At 47.2% G+C, this 17,272-nt stretch carries 13 protein-coding genes, 1 pseudogene and 1 riboswitch; of the genes and pseudogenes, 5 read left to right on the top strand and 9 right to left on the bottom strand.

Annotated elements, in window-relative coordinates; translation table 11 throughout:
• Nucleotides 1–100 precede the first annotated feature (100 nt).
• Entirely contained in the window at nt 101–1,036 is a 936-nt protein-coding gene (locus tag ACQ5BJ_RS02150; protein WP_005550959.1) for a DMT family transporter, read from the top strand.
• A gap of 100 nt (nt 1,037–1,136) precedes the next feature.
• On the opposite strand, the gene ACQ5BJ_RS02145 is transcribed toward ACQ5BJ_RS02150, so the two are convergent.
• The 5 genes from ACQ5BJ_RS02145 to ACQ5BJ_RS02125 all read right to left on the bottom strand — a co-directional run bounded on the left by ACQ5BJ_RS02145 (nt 1,137) and on the right by ACQ5BJ_RS02125 (nt 10,737).
• Nucleotides 1,137–1,502, bottom strand: coding sequence for a VOC family protein (locus ACQ5BJ_RS02145; protein ID WP_430108176.1), 366 nt, complete (start codon nt 1,500–1,502; stop codon nt 1,137–1,139).
• Nucleotides 1,503–1,779: 277 nt separating this feature from the next.
• Entirely contained in the window at nt 1,780–2,919 is a 1,140-nt protein-coding gene (locus ACQ5BJ_RS02140) for a GerAB/ArcD/ProY family transporter (RefSeq protein WP_238555920.1), read from the bottom strand.
• A gap of 437 nt (nt 2,920–3,356) precedes the next feature.
• Nucleotides 3,357–4,349: a helix-turn-helix transcriptional regulator gene (locus tag ACQ5BJ_RS02135; protein WP_430108174.1), complete on the bottom strand. Its 993-nt coding sequence runs from the start codon at nt 4,347–4,349 to the stop codon at nt 3,357–3,359.
• Nucleotides 4,350–4,595: 246 nt separating this feature from the next.
• Nucleotides 4,596–5,792 (bottom strand): MFS transporter, encoded by a 1,197-nt coding sequence (locus ACQ5BJ_RS02130; RefSeq protein WP_430108172.1) that lies wholly within the window; start codon nt 5,790–5,792, stop codon nt 4,596–4,598.
• Nucleotides 5,793–6,165: 373 nt separating this feature from the next.
• A complete protein-coding gene (locus ACQ5BJ_RS02125; RefSeq protein ID WP_430113383.1) occupies nt 6,166–10,737 on the bottom strand; it encodes a collagen-like protein in 4,572 nt (1,523 codons plus the stop codon).
• A gap of 374 nt (nt 10,738–11,111) precedes the next feature.
• Nucleotides 11,112–11,172: riboswitch (Fluoride riboswitch) on the top strand.
• Nucleotides 11,173–11,244: 72 nt separating this feature from the next.
• Between ACQ5BJ_RS02125 and ACQ5BJ_RS02120 the strand changes: the two genes are divergently transcribed.
• Entirely contained in the window at nt 11,245–12,585 is a 1,341-nt protein-coding gene (locus tag ACQ5BJ_RS02120) for a voltage-gated chloride channel family protein (RefSeq protein WP_430108167.1), read from the top strand.
• A 133-nt stretch (nt 12,586–12,718) separates the two neighbouring features.
• The gene (locus ACQ5BJ_RS02115; protein ID WP_430108165.1) at nt 12,719–12,952 is read left to right on the top strand and encodes a hypothetical protein; all 234 of its coding nucleotides are present in this window, start codon (nt 12,719–12,721) and stop codon (nt 12,950–12,952) included.
• A 1,058-nt stretch (nt 12,953–14,010) separates the two neighbouring features.
• Here the strand turns inward: ACQ5BJ_RS02115 and ACQ5BJ_RS02110 are convergent.
• The gene (locus ACQ5BJ_RS02110) at nt 14,011–14,361 is read right to left on the bottom strand and encodes a hypothetical protein (RefSeq protein ID WP_430108163.1); all 351 of its coding nucleotides are present in this window, start codon (nt 14,359–14,361) and stop codon (nt 14,011–14,013) included.
• A 138-nt stretch (nt 14,362–14,499) separates the two neighbouring features.
• On the opposite strand from ACQ5BJ_RS02110, the gene ACQ5BJ_RS02105 reads away from it, so the two are divergent.
• Nucleotides 14,500–14,664, top strand: a complete 165-nt coding sequence (locus tag ACQ5BJ_RS02105; RefSeq protein ID WP_289355472.1) for a hypothetical protein — start codon at nt 14,500–14,502, stop codon at nt 14,662–14,664.
• 260 nt (nt 14,665–14,924) lie between these two features.
• Here ACQ5BJ_RS02105 and ACQ5BJ_RS02100 read toward each other — a convergent pair whose 3' ends face one another.
• Entirely contained in the window at nt 14,925–15,350 is a 426-nt protein-coding gene (locus ACQ5BJ_RS02100; RefSeq protein WP_005549085.1) for a hypothetical protein, read from the bottom strand.
• 296 nt (nt 15,351–15,646) lie between these two features.
• Nucleotides 15,647–15,860: pseudogene (locus ACQ5BJ_RS02095) on the bottom strand (DNA-binding response regulator); the annotation flags it as partial.
• A gap of 213 nt (nt 15,861–16,073) precedes the next feature.
• Here ACQ5BJ_RS02095 and ACQ5BJ_RS02090 point away from each other — a divergent pair.
• On the top strand, nt 16,074–16,781 hold the full coding sequence (locus ACQ5BJ_RS02090) for a L,D-transpeptidase family protein (RefSeq protein WP_268600375.1): 708 nt from the start codon (nt 16,074–16,076) through the stop codon (nt 16,779–16,781).
• A gap of 167 nt (nt 16,782–16,948) precedes the next feature.
• On the opposite strand, the gene ACQ5BJ_RS02085 is transcribed toward ACQ5BJ_RS02090, so the two are convergent.
• A complete protein-coding gene (locus ACQ5BJ_RS02085; protein ID WP_005549089.1) occupies nt 16,949–17,260 on the bottom strand; it encodes a hypothetical protein in 312 nt (103 codons plus the stop codon).
• Nucleotides 17,261–17,272: the final 12 nt, after the last annotated feature.

Genomic DNA, 17,272 nt, shown 5'->3' with positions numbered 1-17,272 from the left:
TGTACTACATAAATTCCCAAATATATCCCCGATCTGTTCTACTCTTTTTAAACTGTTCTATCTCCTCACGTATATGATCAATTCAAAAGGAGGAGAAACCATGGTTTTGTTCAATTATGTGCTCATGTGTCTGATTTTTAGCACGACATTTCTTGCCGTGAAAATTGGCGTCGATGCGTCAGCACCACCATTCTTATCCGGGGGCATACGATTTTTCGTTGCAGGTCTTATTTTATTTATGTGGATGCTATGGCGGAAAAAGGCAAGCCTCACTCTGCTTTTCCATAAGGAAATGTTGATTACAGGGTTCGGTCTTACTTTCGGTACATTCTCCGCATTATATTGGGGGGAACAATATGTATCATCTGGAATGGCGGCGGTATTGTCAGCAACTGGCCCCATTCTGGTTCTGATCATCCAGATCACCATCATGCGCCACAAGCCGTCAGTTCATTCTTTAATTGGCTGCGTCATCGGGTTTATTGGAGTTATTATCATGATGGCTCCGAGCATGGCAGTCTCTGAGCATTCATGGATGCTTATAGGAAGCATCGTGATTATAGCTGGCGAGTTGTTCTACGCAGGCGGCGCGATTTATTCCAAACGAGTTGCTAAACGCTTCGCCGATATCTCACCAATTGCATTAAATGCATCTCAGATGCTGTATGGGGGCGCCTTATTGCTTCTCCTTTCTGCGTTCACGGAGCAATGGCATTTCCAGAACATGCTGTCAACTCGTGCGCTCGGTTCATTGCTTTACTTAATTGTGATTGGTTCCATGATTGGACACAGTCTGTTCTATTGGCTGATTGCAAAAACGACGCCTATCTTTGCTTCAACTTGGTTGTATGTATCCCCCATGTTGGCGCTTTTCGTTGGCGTGCTATTCTATAGGGAATCACTCACATGGATGTCTGCTGTTGGAGCGATTACGATTCTGATTGGTACAGCGATTGTCAATTACGACAGCCTGAAGCAATTGTTTGAGAAACCCTTAAGAGCTAAGAAACGTTTACAAGATGTTCAGACGCGTTAAGTCGTAATGACACGCTAGGTAGCAATAACGAACTAAGCTCTTTCTGAGTTTGTGCTCAGAAAGAGCTTGTTACTTAGCAGCAATATAAGTCGATGAGTATTTAACTTCCTTTCTCTAAGGCCATTACCTCTACTGTAAATCCGCCCGGTGCTTTGATATAGAATGTCCAGCCGTGTGAGCGTTTCGGAGGAGATACTTCGAAACCGTCGTTCTTCAACCGCTGATTCAGTTCATTCACTTTCTCTTCACTTTCTTGTACGAATCCGATATGAAAGGTTTTGGGGTATTGAACTTCTGTTCCTTTCATTAAGGTGATTACCATGCCGTTGTCGTCAGATAGAAGTGCAAAGGAATGTTCTCTTGGATTTCCGCTCGGGCTTCTGTCAGTAAGTTCGAAGTAGGTCTGCAAAAATTGCTTGGCTGCGGCAACATCCGTGACAGTAAGGTTAAGATGGTTCAGCTTCAAGCTTGATCATTTCCTTTCGAGAAAAATGGTTCTTGATAAGGAGATATGCTTGGAATGAAAATAAAAGTCCACCGCCTCTAAGGAGTGAGGAGGACTTTTCAGCATATAGTGCTTTCGCACACGTTTACCCGTATATTGCTTGCCCAGATCGAAAATGCAGTTTTCCATATTGTGTTTCATTTGCAAAGCAGCAGAACCGGCTTGATAAATCACTTGATTTTGCACAAGCATCTGCAAGTATGACAATAGATGGACCCCCCAATAGACAATGTCACGCTTACTCGCCTTCCTGAGGATGATTTGCGGCTGATTGCGATCGCTGTTGCCGAAATGCCGAAGCACATAATAACGTGATTGGAAGTACGAGCCCGAACGTAGCAACGAATGGAATCCAAGTCGTCTTATTATAATTAATATAGTGAACAGTGTTTGGATGAACGATTAGAGAGAGTACAACCATAAGTATGCCTAAAGGAATGACAACCGTTCGGTAGTTCGCAAGGCGAAATGTCTGTGATAAGCCCAGGCAGGCTGCATAAAAGTAGAGAGACATTTTGAAATAGATCGTGATAAACCACATGATCGCAACGACCACTTCGACATGTTGGATAAAAGATCCGAGCATAATTCTTTTCGCCAGTGTATAGCTTGGATATAGTTGTCGCGCGGTTGTCTCTGCTCCCAGAACGAGAATCGTACAGGCAATAATAAGCGTTAATACGGTACCAGCGAGAATTACGCCAATGTAGAATCCTTTCGCTGCTTTGCGTGTGTCATTGGTGGATGACGGGTAGATCATTAAGAAGACGACTGCAGGGAGTGAGAAAATACACGTGAACAACAGCGTTGCACGCATGAGCGGCTTCATTCCTGTCTCAAGTACAGGCTGAATGTAGTGAACCTTGATATCTGGAGCCGCACAGAACAGGAGAATGAACATTAAGAACAGGAAGCATGCAAAGAGGATTTCTGCAGATCGAGACAAAACCTCCAGACCCAAGCGCACTCCCATTATAACGATTATCGCAAATATAATATTGGTAGCCTCCATCGGGGTTGAAGGCAATATTTGCGTCGTCATAAAACTCCCCATATAATAGAGCAATTCCGCTGCGGTTATGAGTGTAAAGATAACAAACCCTATAGATGCCGCTCGACCGACCCATTTCCCTAATAGTTTCTCATTTAATTGAATAAGTGTATATCCTGCATGTAATTGTCCTACTGCAAGATAAAGTTTGACAAGCAGCAGACCTATTCCAATACTGATTAATGCTGCAATCCATGCATCTTGCTTAACCTCTTCCGCGAGGCCAGAAGGGATAACCAATATTGCAGTACCAACCGAATATAAGAAGACGAGAATGGTAAACTGACGAACGCTTATATCATTATTTTCACCAATTGGCTTCATCATTGCTCCTATTCATCATCCTTGAAGTATACTTGAAATTAGGTTAGTTATCGGTCTATAGATGGCCGCCAGAATATTAAGTGGACTTGGGACTTTTACATGAAGGGCCAGTAACACTCCAATAAGTGTGCTTAAAGCCAGCAGTATGACAAATATGGTTGCTTCGCGTTTACTGCCATTCCTCGAGCGAGTTGGATAATCGATAAGGATGGTGATGGCGGCAACAATCAAGATTCCGATACTAGCCAACATAGACACATGCACCTCCGAGCTCTTCGATTCATATCCGCATCATTTTCATTTGTGCATCCTAATTTCAATTATGGGCGTTGCTCTTCTTTTTAAACTAGCTAAAAAAGATCATTTCGCTCAAAGGAGTGAAATGATCTGCAGATTTCATAATTTATGATGAATGATTTCCCTTACCATCTTAATTCGCCTTATTGTTTGACAACAAGCGCATTGCTTGAAGCGGAGACTGTGGGCCTTCCACATTCACTTGGATTGTAGCCGAAAGTTTTGCGGAAAAGGGAAGCAAAATGGCTTACATTATGATACCCAACGATGATAGAAGTCTGGCTCACATTCGCTTCACCTTGTTCCAATATTCGCCTTGCTTCGTTCATGCGCAGTCCCCGCACGTAACCGAATACAGTAGTTCCGAACAATTCCTTGAACCCAAGCTTCAGCTTATAATCGTTAAGTCCTGTCAATCGTGCCAGTCCGAGCAAACTAGGAGGCTGCTTCCATGTATGCGACAGGATTTCCTTCGCTTCATATAGACATTGGATATCATCAGCAGTCAGTTTGGAAATGACCTGCCGAGCGGCTACCTCCTTATCTACCCCATCCAATTGAAGTGCAAGCAGCTCTAGTGCCTTTCCTTCCAGATAGAGTTGTTGAAGCGAACCTTGATAAGGACATTGCTTCATTTGCTCTACAAGCAGCGGAATTTGGGAAGAACCCGCCATTTGCTTGCAGAAGACGGGAATGCGGGCCAAGCGATCAAGCTCTGGAATCTTATTGTCGAAATAGCGCAGATCAATCCGTAGCTCCATATGCTGCATTTGTTCGTTAGGGTACAGTTCCGCATAGATGTTTGCCTCCTGAACATAGATGAGCGTTGACATACCTGGGGTTATAGCGATCTCTTGCGAAGATGCCGACCAGCTTCCGTTGCCTGCCGTTGTATATGATATTTCAAGATGAGGATAGTGGATTTCAACGTCCATAGTTACCGGACGATGGAATTCTGCATTGAAGAAATTAATTTCAAGGCCTCTTCGTATAAGAAACCTCTGTAGATGCCCTGATCCGCTTGGTGCCGGAATGGAATAGATGCGGTTCTGAGCACTTGCTCGTGGTGAAGGGGTGACATCTACGAATTCTCCGAATGCATCGCTTAAATCGCGGGACTCGATGTGCAGTTTCAAGTTTTTCTCCTCCACTCTCAAAATCCATTTTCCATGAATTGTATTGTAATCCTGCTGCAATCTTCATTAATCAGATTTGGCGTTCATGTAATCCCATCCTTCAATCATTTGCTGGATGAAAGCAAGTACATGCACATACCTTTATCTTAAAGAAAATGATAATCATTATCAATATGAAAAAACGTAACACCCTTTTTTGCGATTTCGATGATGCGCTGCTGATTATTCTCTTGACATTATCTTGTCCTATTTCTCAATAGCTGAATGATTTAATACTGGCTTATTCGATGCGGATGCCAACGTAACGGTCAATAGAAGTACGAGTACGCCAATGATTGCGAATGGAATATGCTTATCCAAACGATACAGCATCGTGCTCACAATGGGTGCAATGACTGCTGATATCCCCTGTACTGCTGAAATAAGCCCTGCAACTCCACCCTGCTGTTCGCTTGATACTGCAAGCGATGCGCCGGTCATAAAGCCCGGCATTAACAATCCTGCCCCTACCCCGAACAAAAAGAACGCAATATAGAAGCTGATCAAGCTGTTAATGAATAGGAAGAGGGCGATACTGCATAGCAGCAATAGCGATCCTATGAGCAGCAACTGCTTAGGCTTCAGCTTCGACGACTTCATTTGAATACCCTGTGTCAATATCATTGCGATTCCTGTCAGCATTAAACCCATTGAGACCATACGGGCAGTTTCTTGCGTGCTGAGGGCCAGTTGGTCTTGAAAGTAGAATCCGCCAACCACTTGAAGTGTAACGATACTAATCATGGTAGTTAGCCCTGCAAATAGATAGAGAGAGATTCCTTTCTGAAACGGACTTACCTTAGGCGGCTTGGTGTGAATCATTGGTTTATGAGTCGGAATTAACAGCAACACGACAAGAAATGCGATGATCGGCAATACCGCTCCAACGTACAAAGGCCATATTAGTCCAATTAACGCGAATATACCTGCGATTGCAGGACCGAGAACAAGACCAAGTCCATTAGCCGCACCTATAAGGGCCATGCCTGAAGAACGCTCCTTCACATCGGTAACGTCCGCCATATACGCCTGTGCGGATGAAGGGACGGCTGGAATGAACAATCCAACCATGGCGCGTGCCGCGATGAGCAATCCAAGAAGCACACTGCCTTTTATTGCCCCATTTAATCCAGCATACATCGTTGCAGTGAATATGACATAACTGACGAACATTCCGATGAATCCGAATAGTATGACCGGCTTTCTCCCCTTGAGATCACTGAGGCGTCCCCATACAGGAGCCATCACGGCCATAGCGACAGAGCCTAATGAAATGATGATGCCTGAATGCATCTCGCATAACCCCAATTCACGAATGAGCGGCGGCATGACCGGTGCAATAATCATTAACGCCACCATCGAGACAAAAACACTGAAAAATACGCTGAACCTTATTCTAACCATTTTGACTGACACTCCTTTCCCAAAGTAGCTGCTTCAAATGTTTCCCTATGATGATATAAGAAATCGGAATGCTGCGGCTACCGCAAGACGGATTGATTATGCCGGAAAACGGATTATTTTTGATCTTTTTGATCTTGAGGAGAAATCGTTGTAGTTGAGGAAGCCAACATTTTATATATTCACCCCTGTCCAATATGTAGGTGAGAACGAATCTACAAATTTAATAATGATATGATGACCCTTAAAAGAATATAGTCAATATAAACATGAACCGAACTGGAAATTGATTAATATGAACAAAACAAAGAAGCGGAAGCCCTCACCGTCGAATAAGCGTGAAGACTGCCGCTTCTTTGTTATTTCGTCTTAGTTATTATGAAATCGCTACACCAGCGCTTGCATATCCTGCAACCGTAGTACCCGCTGCAAGACCTGTTGTTGTAACTGAGAAGACCATTAACAAGCGAGTCTCTGTTGTTACAGGTATTGCCAACCCTGACGTTACTCCGTGGGATATCGTACCAATTGCTACTACTCCAGAAAGAGATGGTGCTAATGTAACGATAGCTCCTGGAATTGGAGTGAATATGTTGTTCGGTGTAGTCGATTGCCACAATTGGGCCTGTACCGTTGCAGTTGCTCCAATAAGGCTAAGGGCCGCTGTCGTACTGAAGTAAGCAGAGATAGACGTAATTATGCCATTACGCGGCATCGAGAATGCCATGTTCAAAAGCAAACCTGCCGCTCCAGTAAGATCAATCGTTGCACCTAATGCACTCGTGGTCGGTGCAGAGTTTCCAAATCCAATTAGTCCGCCTGTTCCTACCAATCCGCCTGCGAGCGTGGTCAACAGTACAGGTACACCAGAAGCAAGTGGGATAATTGCTGAAGAACCAGTCGCTCCTGTTACTCCGGTGGCTCCTGTTACTCCGGTTGCTCCGGTCGCTCCTGTGGCTCCTGTGGCTCCGGTCGCTCCTGTGGCTCCAGTCGCTCCTGTGGCTCCGGTTGCTCCTGTGGCTCCAGTTTCTCCAGTCGCTCCGGTGGCTCCTGCCTCTCCAGTCGCTCCGGTTACTCCGGTCGCTCCTGTGGCTCCTGTGGCTCCTGTGGCTCCTGTGGCTCCAGTTTCTCCAGTTACTCCGGTCGCTCCTGTTACTCCGGCTGCTCCAGTAGCTCCTGTGGCTCCTGTGGCTCCGGTTACTCCTGTGGCTCCAGTCGCTCCGGTCGCTCCGGTTGCTCCTGTTACTCCTGCCGCTCCTGTTGCTCCGGTTACTCCTGTTGCTCCGGTGGCTCCTGTCGCTCCAGTGGCTCCAGTCGCTCCGGTTACTCCTGTTACTCCTGTCTCTCCGGTCGCTCCTGTTACTCCTGCCGCTCCTGTTGCTCCGGTAGCTCCTGTTGCTCCTGTTGCTCCGACTGCTCCTGTTACTCCAGTCGCCCCTGCTACTCCAGTAGCTCCTGTGGCTCCGGTCGCTCCGACTGCTCCTGTTACTCCAGTCGCCCCTGTTACTCCAGTAGCTCCTGTGGCTCCAGTTTCTCCAGTTACTCCGGTTACTCCTGTTACTCCTGTCTCTCCGGTCGCTCCTGTTACTCCTGCCGCTCCTGTTGCTCCGGTAGCTCCTGTTGCTCCGGTCGCTCCGACTGCTCCTGTTACTCCAGTCGCCCCTGCTACTCCAGTAGCTCCTGTGGCTCCGGTCGCTCCGACTGCTCCTGTTACTCCAGTCGCCCCTGTTACTCCAGTAGCTCCTGTGGCTCCAGTTTCTCCAGTTACTCCGGTCGCTCCTGTTACTCCGGCTGCTCCAGTAGCTCCAGTGGCTCCTGTTGCTCCGGTCGCTCCGGTGGCTCCTACCGCTCCTGTGGCTCCGGTCGCTCCGGTGGCTCCTGCCACTCCAGTCGCTCCTGTCACTCCAGTCGCTCCGGTCGCTCCTGTTACTCCTGCTGCTCCAGTAGCTCCAGTGGCTCCTGTTGCTCCTGTTGCTCCGGTCGCTCCGGTGGCTCCTACCGCTCCTGTGGCTCCGGTCGCTCCGGTGGCTCCTACCGCTCCTGTGGCTCCGGTCGCTCCTGCTACTCCGGTCGCTCCTGTCACTCCAGTCGCTCCGGTCGCTCCTGTTACTCCAGTCGCTCCGGTGGCTCCTGCCACTCCGGTCGCTCCAGTTGCTCCGGTGGCTCCAGTTTCTCCAGTTACTCCGGTCGCTCCTGTTACTCCGGCTGCTCCAGTAGCTCCTGTGGCTCCTGTGGCTCCTGTGGCTCCTGTTACTCCAGTCTCTCCGGTCGCTCCTGTTACTCCTGCCGCTCCTGTTGCTCCGGTAGCTCCGGTGGCTCCTGTGGCTCCGGTAGCTCCGGTCGCTCCTGTGGCTCCTGCCGCTCCAGTGGCTCCGGTAGCTCCAGTTACCCCTGCCACACCTGTTGCTCCGGTCGCTCCTGTGGCTCCTGTTGCTCCTGCCACTCCAGTCGCTCCGGTCGCTCCTGTTACTCCGGTCGCTCCTGTTGCTCCAGTGGCTCCGGTCGCTCCTGTTACTCCTGCCGCTCCTGTGGCTCCGGTCGCTCCGGTCGCTCCAGTCGTTCCTGTGGCTCCAGTCCCTCCGGTAGCTCCAGTTACCCCTGCCGCTCCTGTGGCTCCTGCCGCTCCTGTTGCTCCGGTCGCTCCTGTTACTCCGGTCGCTCCTGTTACTCCGGTCGCTCCTGTTACTCCTGCCGCTCCTGTTACTCCGGTCGCTCCGGTGGCTCCTGTTGCTCCTGCCACTCCAGTCGCTCCTGTTACTCCAGTCGCTCCTGTCGCTCCTGTTGCTCCTGTTGCTCCTGCCGCTCCGGTTACTCCAGTCGCTCCGGTAGCTCCAGTTACCCCTGCCGCTCCTGTTACTCCAGTCGCTCCGGTGGCTCCTGTTGCTCCTGCCACTCCAGTGGCTCCGGTCGCTCCTGTTGCTCCTGCCACTCCGGTCGCTCCAGTTGCTCCTGTTACTCCTGCCACTCCAGTTGCTCCGGTCGCTCCTGTTACTCCTGCCGCTCCTGTTGCTCCGGTCGCTCCTGTTGCTCCTGTCGCTCCTGTTGCTCCTGTCGCTCCAGTTGCTCCGGTGGCTCCTGTGGCTCCTGCCACTCCAGTGGCTCCGGTCGCTCCTGTTGCTCCTGCCGCTCCGGTTACTCCAGTCGCTCCGGTAGCTCCAGTTACCCCTGCCGCTCCTGTTACTCCTGTCGCTCCGGTCGCTCCTGTTGCTCCTGCCACTCCAGTTGCTCCGGTCGCTCCGGTCGCTCCTGCCGCTCCTGTTACTCCAGTCGCTCCGGTAGCTCCTGTTACTCCTGCCGCTCCTGTTGCTCCGGTCGCTCCGGTGGCTCCTGCCGCTCCAGTTGCTCCGGTGGCTCCAGTTACCCCTGCCGCTCCTGTTACTCCAGTTGCTCCGCTCGCTCCTGTTACTCCAGTTGCTCCTGTTACTCCTGCCGCTCCTGTTGCTCCTGTCGCTCCTGTTACTCCGGTCGCTCCTGTGGCTCCAGTCGCTCCTGTTGCTCCTGCCACTCCAGTCGCTCCTGTTGCTCCTGCCACTCCAGTCGCTCCTGTTGCTCCTGCCGCTCCTGTTGCTCCGGTCGCTCCGGTAGCTCCTGCCACTCCGGTCGCTCCAGTTGCTCCTGTGGCTCCTGTGGCTCCTGTTACTCCTGCCGCTCCTGTTGCTCCGGTCGCTCCGGTAGCTCCTGCCACTCCGGTCGCTCCAGTTGCTCCTGTGGCTCCTGTGGCTCCTGTTACTCCTGTCGCTCCTGTGGCTCCAGTCGCTCCTGTTGCTCCTGCCACTCCAGTGGCTCCGGTCGCTCCTGTTACTCCTGCCGCTCCGGTCGCTCCAGTTACCCCTGCCGCTCCAGTCGCTCCTGTTACTCCTGCCGCTCCGGTGGCTCCGGTCGCTCCAGTTACCCCTGCCGCTCCTGTTGCTCCGGTCGCTCCTGTTGCTCCGGTCGCTCCTGCCACTCCAGTCGCTCCGGTCGCTCCTGTCGCTCCTGTCGCTCCTGTTACTCCTGTCGCTCCTGTTGCTCCGGTCGCTCCGGTAGCTCCTGCCACTCCGGTCGCTCCAGTTGCTCCTGTGGCTCCTGTGGCTCCTGTTACTCCTGTCGCTCCTGTGGCTCCTGCCACTCCAGTGGCTCCAGTCGCTCCGGTCGCTCCAGTTGCTCCGGTAGCTCCTGCTACTCCAGTCGCTCCGGTCGCTCCTGCCACTCCAGTGGCTCCGGTGGCTCCAGTCGCTCCGATGGCTCCTGCCGCTCCAGTTACTCCTGTCGCTCCAGTTACTCCTGCCACTCCGGTCGCTCCAGTTACTCCGGTCGCTCCGGTGGCTCCTGTTACTCCAGTCGCTCCAGTTGCTCCTGCCGCTCCGGTAGCTCCTGCTACTCCCGCCGCCCCGGTTGCTCCGGTGGCTCCGGTAGCTCCTGCCACTCCAGTCGCACCGGTCGCTCCTGTTACTCCGGTCGCTCCTGTCGCTCCAGTTGCTCCTGCCGCTCCGGTAGCTCCTGTTACTCCCGCCGCCCCGGTTGCTCCGGTGGCTCCGGTAGCTCCTGCCGCTCCAGTCGCACCGGTCGCTCCTGTTACTCCGGTCGCTCCAGTTGCTCCGGTGGCTCCAGTAATACCAATACTAGGGCCAGTTGGACCTGTTGGGCCTGTTGGTCCTGTTGGTCCGACAGATATCGGTATAGACAAGATGCTTTCTAGTTTGGACTGTAGAATTAATTCCTTTTTTGTTATGTCTCGTATTGTATCTCTTACACTTTCGTTTACAAGTAAAATGTCGCTAATTGTAGCAGATGGAGAAGTAACACCTGGTAGAGTTCCTAAAGCAAACTGAATTTTTTCACCTTCGGCATTAATAATGTGGCTTAACCCAATCTCTTCCAAAGCTATAGAAGATAACAATAAATTAATTGCATTATCTCTAGTTACTGAAATAGTAGGAGTGATGTTGGGTATACTAGATTGTGACAAATAAACCCCTCCCTCAAGTTGTATTTTCTACCACTCTATAATTATATGAACATATGGAGAAAGGGCTTGGATAAAGATCGAGAGGTAAAGACATAAAATAATAAAGCCTAGTACCGGTTGGTAGATCATTGCGACTGTTCCCAGAAGACTTGTGACCTGCACATAAAAAGGCCAGTAATACGCATAATATCGTTCCGAGTATCAGGAGCACTGTACATATGTATAATTCCCTTGTGCTTCCCTTCTTCGAAATTGTTGGAGTTTCAATAAGGAAATGAATCCTATGGAATAACGTCTATCAACTATCCGCGAATCGCGAATATGGTAATGGAATAGGTTTGACTTGAATCATGAATTAAAATACAATTACGTTAGCATGAATAGGCGATGGAGTTCGCCATAACCGCCGATGAGGCTAATGACTCCTACCAGAGAATTTTCATTTCCCTGGTAGGAGTCTGTTTTTTTGTCCACAATAGAAGGAGAGGAAAGGACGTTGAGGAAGTTATGTATGTAAATAATCAGAAAGGCAAGCTGCAACGGCTATTAGAAACAACTACATACCCCGCCATTATAGTATCTTTTTTGAAATGGATTGTACTGGGAAGCCTTGTTGGACTATTATCAGGTACGGCTTCTGCGATTTTTTTATTGAGTTTGGATTATGTCACAATCACGAGGCTGGAGCATCCCTGGTTATTGTACTTATTGCCGCTCGGCGGAGCGCTGGTAAGCTTTCTATATTGGAAGTTCGGCAAGAACAGTGCTAAAGGGAACAATTTAATCCTGGAGCAAATTCACGATGGCAAGGAAACGATTCCGCTGCGCATGGCCCCGTTAGTTCTTTTTGGCACACTTGTTACCCATCTGTTCGGCGGATCGGCTGGACGTGAAGGCACGGCAGTTCAAATGGGAGGCAGCTTGTCAGAATGGCTTGGAAAGTTGTTGAAGGTGGATGCAGTAGATCGCAAAATTTTGCTCATATGTGGAATAAGCGGCGGATTCGGCTCTATATTCGGCACCCCGCTTGCAGGTACGGTATTCGGTCTTGAAGTGCTTGCGATTGGTCTTATTCGGCATGAGGCTCTTATCCCTGCATTTGTAGCAAGCTTCGTAGGCAATATCGTCACCTCGAATGTATGGGGAATTACTCATATTCACTATGCGGTACACGAGTTTCCTGGGTTGTCGGCAATCGTACTAGGTAAGGTTATACTAGCATCGGTTCTCTTTGGACTAACAAGCCGACTGTTCAGTCAACTCACTCACTTTTTAAAAAAAGGCTACACCAAGCTGTTTGCTAATCCGATGATAAAAAGCGCAGTAGGCGGTCTTGTCATTATCGGATTTGTGTATATCGTCGGATCGCGTGACTATTTAGGTCTAGGTATACCGTTAATTCAAAGTTCTTTTACGGAGAACGTATCCCCTTTCGCCTTTCTTGGCAAGCTCATTTTCACCTCCTTCACATTAGGAGCAGGCTTTCAGGGCGGTGAGGTTACCCCGCTATTCGCGATTGGGGCTACGTTGGGCAACGCCTTGTCAGGCCTGCTGCAACTGCACGCTCCCTTTCTGGCGGCATTGGGCTTTATCGCTGTATTTTGCGGTGCTACGAATACGCCTATCGCCTGTTTTCTGATGGGAATAGAGCTATTCGGTTCGGAAGGCGCAATATATATGTTTATTGCTAGCTTAGTCAGTTATTTATTTTCTGGCCATACAGGAATCTACACGTCCCAACACATCGAGGTATCAAAATCAAAACTGATTCAGGTCGATGCTGGTACTGCATTAGGTGCAGTTAAAAAAGACAGAAGGCAACAACTCGATTCTAACCAAGGTAAATAACTCAAATAGGAATCAAAAAATACTTGATCATTAACCGCGGTGGCATGGCTGCGGTTTTTTGTATTTCCTTCCTGCCCTAGATATGAGCATCAGGAATAATTTTGAAGTCAGGAGAGTTTCGGTAGACGTTCTTGTGCAGATTAGAGAAGCGTATGCAGCCGGTAAGAGTATAGATGATGTGGAGGACGTGTTGGCTGCAACTGGAGCACCTACGATCATAACGGTGAACGAACAGAATGAAATCATTCGTGCACTCGGTCACATCATCCAGCAACAAAATCAAGCTGCAGCATGTGATCGATTTGTTCGGGATTATGTGGACGAGCAATATGAAAAGAGATTGCGCAAGGAATTCGGGCTTGATTAAACTGCCGCCGCGGCCAAAGGGGTTAAAATCCCAGTGTGTTATAATCACACACAATAACACACTATGTTTTTTGATGTGTACGACAATAACACACATATGTAATTTCCCTCGCTGGGTGGCAGCTTCCCAAATGTGTGACATGAACGATGAAAGTGAGTAGATGGGAACGTGATATTGAGTAACGTGGAGAAAGAGAAAATCCGTCAGATGAATGTGGGCGATAACGTGTCGTTCGGCGGAGTAGTAGCCGGAATGATGATCGGTACGAAGTGCATCGAGTGACCCAAGGGGAATATAAGGTCGGGAAGTTTGCGCTCATGATTTGCTTGGATATGGATTATGTATCATCGACCGAAGAAGTTATTTCATTCATTGAAGGAAAATGGATCAATACCTAAATCAAAGAAATACGAAGAAAACGGGAGAACGTAAATGTTGCGATTTACCCGTTTTTTTGTGATGTTCCACGGAAGCAAAATCGCCGCTCAGGGCTTAATTTGCCAGAATACAGCGATAAAAGGGCTAAACTATTTCACAAGATCCCGGCATTTGGTACATATGTCTGGAGATTTTTTTTGTTCAAGCACCCTAGACGCGACGAGACACCTATTTTAAATTGTATAAAATAGATGCATGTAATCGCGCAAAATATGTAAATGAATGATCACGATTAGGGATCTAGCCAACAAATGACGTAAAACACACGCTGCGGGTGGTGTCAACGACGCTGGTACGACTGGGATAAGTTAACTCCTTACTGAACACAAAAAAAAGCTCCTTCTGGTCACGCGACACTCGAAAAGAGCTCTTTTTTGTTTGTGTTGAGTTCGTTTTTACTTTATTAATAATATACAAATTCCTTTTGAATGGTAGTTTTTATTCAAAGCAAGAAGAATAGATGTCCCCTATACTAAAAAAACCAATTGCCGCACTAATTAATTCAGGGCCTGCATCTTGTGCAGCGGTTTTAACAGCATATCCAATTGCTTCACTTATGCTGTAAACCCACTCACTTCTAGCAACTTTAAAAGCAGGAACCAAGTTACCAATAAATTTTGTTACTCCTCCACCTGCTTTAATAACGTCTTTAATTTTTTTGCAATCTTTGTAAATGAGAACAGGTTTTCGGCAATAGCCAGTCCTACTGCTGAAATACACCCAATTACCCCTAAAGTCTCTACTTTTAATGTATTATAGAATTTCTCTCCATCTGTAATATACATATCACCTGTGTAAGCACTCAGCCATTCGGCAGTTGTTTGGGATCCTTGTTCAATTACTTCATCAGGTATAGCTTCAATTAGGTATAGGTTTTTTTCCAACTCAGCAAATTCAGTTTGGCTAAATTGGTATGTGTTTTCGTTACTAGCACTTGCTGAACCAACTCCTATTAAATTTAACAACAGCACCAAAGCTACGCCCCAGAAATAGTCTTCTTGAAAAAATAATTCATGGGTGTACTCCCCTACTTTACCAATATATAGCGTATATTATACTAATGAGTATGTTATTCTGTAATATATTTTTCACCGGTAGGAGGGGTTAATTTGAATAAAAAAAATATCTTTTTTGGGTTAGTGGTTCTAGTTATTGCTATTATGGGTTTTATTATTTCTCGGACACAAGTTGGAACATTTCAAGTGATCTTTAATATTTTAGCAATTCTAGTAATTATCCTGATTTCTCTTCTGTTTTTTAGAAAAAAATCTTAAAGCTGGCGCGGACTTGTAGCACAATTACAAAGAAAGCCTAGGGATCCTTGGGCTTCTTTCAATTACAACTCCGATTCGTCCAGCAGCCGTAATTCCAATTGTATACTGCACTACGCGCGGTTCGTGAACAAATGCTTTTATCTCGTGCTCGCTGCCCTCAATTGGCTGTGTCATTACGTTGAACACCCCTTATTGCGTAATTAACAAAGAGAAAGCCCGCTTCCCACAAAAGGGGATAACGGGCTTCAATAGAATTAATTTTAGCGGGAGATGTATGCTACTCCTTTAGTTGTTTTATCACCTAAGTTGTGAGCCACTACATAGTGTTTCTTATTTTTATTAACTAGAACATCTTCAAACACAAGTTTCTCATCATGGTTTCTCCGCACTGTCTTACTGGCTATTTCAGTATCACTATCACGATTTGTTTCTTCATAAAGCGTATATTCAATTTTTGTGTTTCCGTCACTGGATTGCTTCGCCTGTAAAGTTATTCTGTCACCAGTTGGATAGAATGAGCCAGAAGACTCTGTTTTACCTGCTCTGACTTCAAAACCCCACGTGTAATTTACTGCTTTAACAGAGCTTTTAGCTTGAGTCACATTTGAAATAGATGGTTGTGCATATGCTGGGATAGCCATCAAGAGCGTAGCAGCCGCAGTCATAAGAATTAATGACTTTTTCATTAAATGTTCCTCCTAATTTAATGTTGTTTGCATCAATAAGTTTGAAGTGTACTACTGAAGTTGAATTTATTGTAGCTATAAATAAATCAAATAAACAGGGGAGTATCATTACTATTTCTAGTGGTAAAATGATTATTTGTACGCAAAAAAAAGACAGCATTAATTGCTGTCCCTTATACGTTATGTATGCCGTTAAATGCTATATAAAACACTTATGTGATCAAAAAAGGCACAATGCGCCCAAAAAGAATCCAATTCAGCTCTTCATCTCGTTTACATAACGGAAAAACATCAGACGCTCCATTCCATTCGATAAGATCGACAGTCTCTTCTCCGTATGCATATGTACGTCTCAGAACGGCTTGAACCTTAGCGAACAGCACTTCAATATGGAATGGCTTCTGCATATAATCATCAGCCCCCAAATTCATTGCCATCACCATGTCCATTGGATGATCACGAGAAGAGAGAAACAGATCGGCATCTGGATACGGCGCGAATTTCCCTACAACAGACTGGAAAGATACTAGTATACTGCTTACGTAACGATTCGTAAAAACTTCTTCGATCCTGTAGCTGTGATATGCCGTTGTGTTAAGGATATTTTAATAATTTCGCGTAAAAGCGAAATGCTTATCCTAGTTGTTATTTTGTATAGATTGTTCAGATTCGGTGAAACTACCCGAAAGGAAATTTTTCAGTGTTTGGGGAATGGAGATGTTAATGAGTGTATATCGATTGAAAATAACATGCTTACGATTACTGTCCATTTTTTTGCTTATCCATCTTGGAATAGATATGCTTGACCATAATCTTGCCCGCGCCCAGCCTATACGTACAGTACAGTCCGATCCAAATGCTTTTTCAATTGTCATATTCCCTCACTTGCACCGCCTTGTCGTAATGAAGAACGGGATTACCACTAAGTCTTATCACATTGCTGTCGGCAATCCCACTACTCCTACGCCTGCTGGGGAATTTCGGATTATCTTTAAGGGAGAGAATTGGGGCCCATCATTCGGCCCGCGTTGGCTTGGCTTAAATGTGTCTTGGGGGCACTATGGAATTCATGGTACGAATAAGCCCCATTCCATAGGTCGGCATGTTAGTCACGGATGTATACGGATGCGCAATAAGGATGTTATGGAATTATATGAAATGATTCCGATCGGCACGAAAGTGGTCATCATGGGTCATGTGTTAGGGGACTTGAAGCATGATCCGCGTAACTTAGCGGAAGGTGATGCTGGAGGAGATGTGCAGTTGATCCAATCCCGTCTGCAGAGTGCCGGCTATTTTACCGGAAGGTGCGACGGCAAGTTTAGATCTAACACTACCTCTGCCCTTAAGCGTTACCAACGAGATCATCAATTGTCTCAGGATGGAGTAGTTACATTTGCAATATATATTCATCTTGGATTGATCGAATAATGGATAGCCTCCATATCATGATGATCCGGGATTACTAGATTGAATGAAGCGTTAGTCATTCGTACGGTTGCAAATAGCACGAATGACTAACGCATTTTTTACGAGGTGAAAGATTTTAGCATTTGTACAATTTAATCTTCAACCACTTCATTACCAATTGGCACCTGTTAACCACCTAGACGTTCTATTGCATCTAGCACATTTTCCAGCTTATCTAACAGTACCAATTCTTTTTTAGTAATGGCCGATATGGTTTGTTGTACACTTGCATTTACAGCCAGGATATTACTAATGGTTGCTGGCGGACTGGTAACTCCCGGTAATGTTCCAAGTGCGAACTGAATCTTTTCCCCTTCTGCATTAATAATATGGCTAAGCCCCAACTCTTCCAACGCAATCGACGCAAGTAACAGGTTAAATGCTTCACCACGAGTAAGGGTTATTACAGGCGTTATATTTGGCACATTCGCTTGAGACATACAATCACTCCT

It is taken from the genome of Paenibacillus sp. B1-35, assembly GCF_050474385.1.
Taxonomy (GTDB): Bacteria; Bacillota; Bacilli; order Paenibacillales; family Paenibacillaceae; genus Paenibacillus_B; species Paenibacillus_B alvei.
This window is presented reverse-complemented; position numbering and strand designations above follow the sequence as displayed.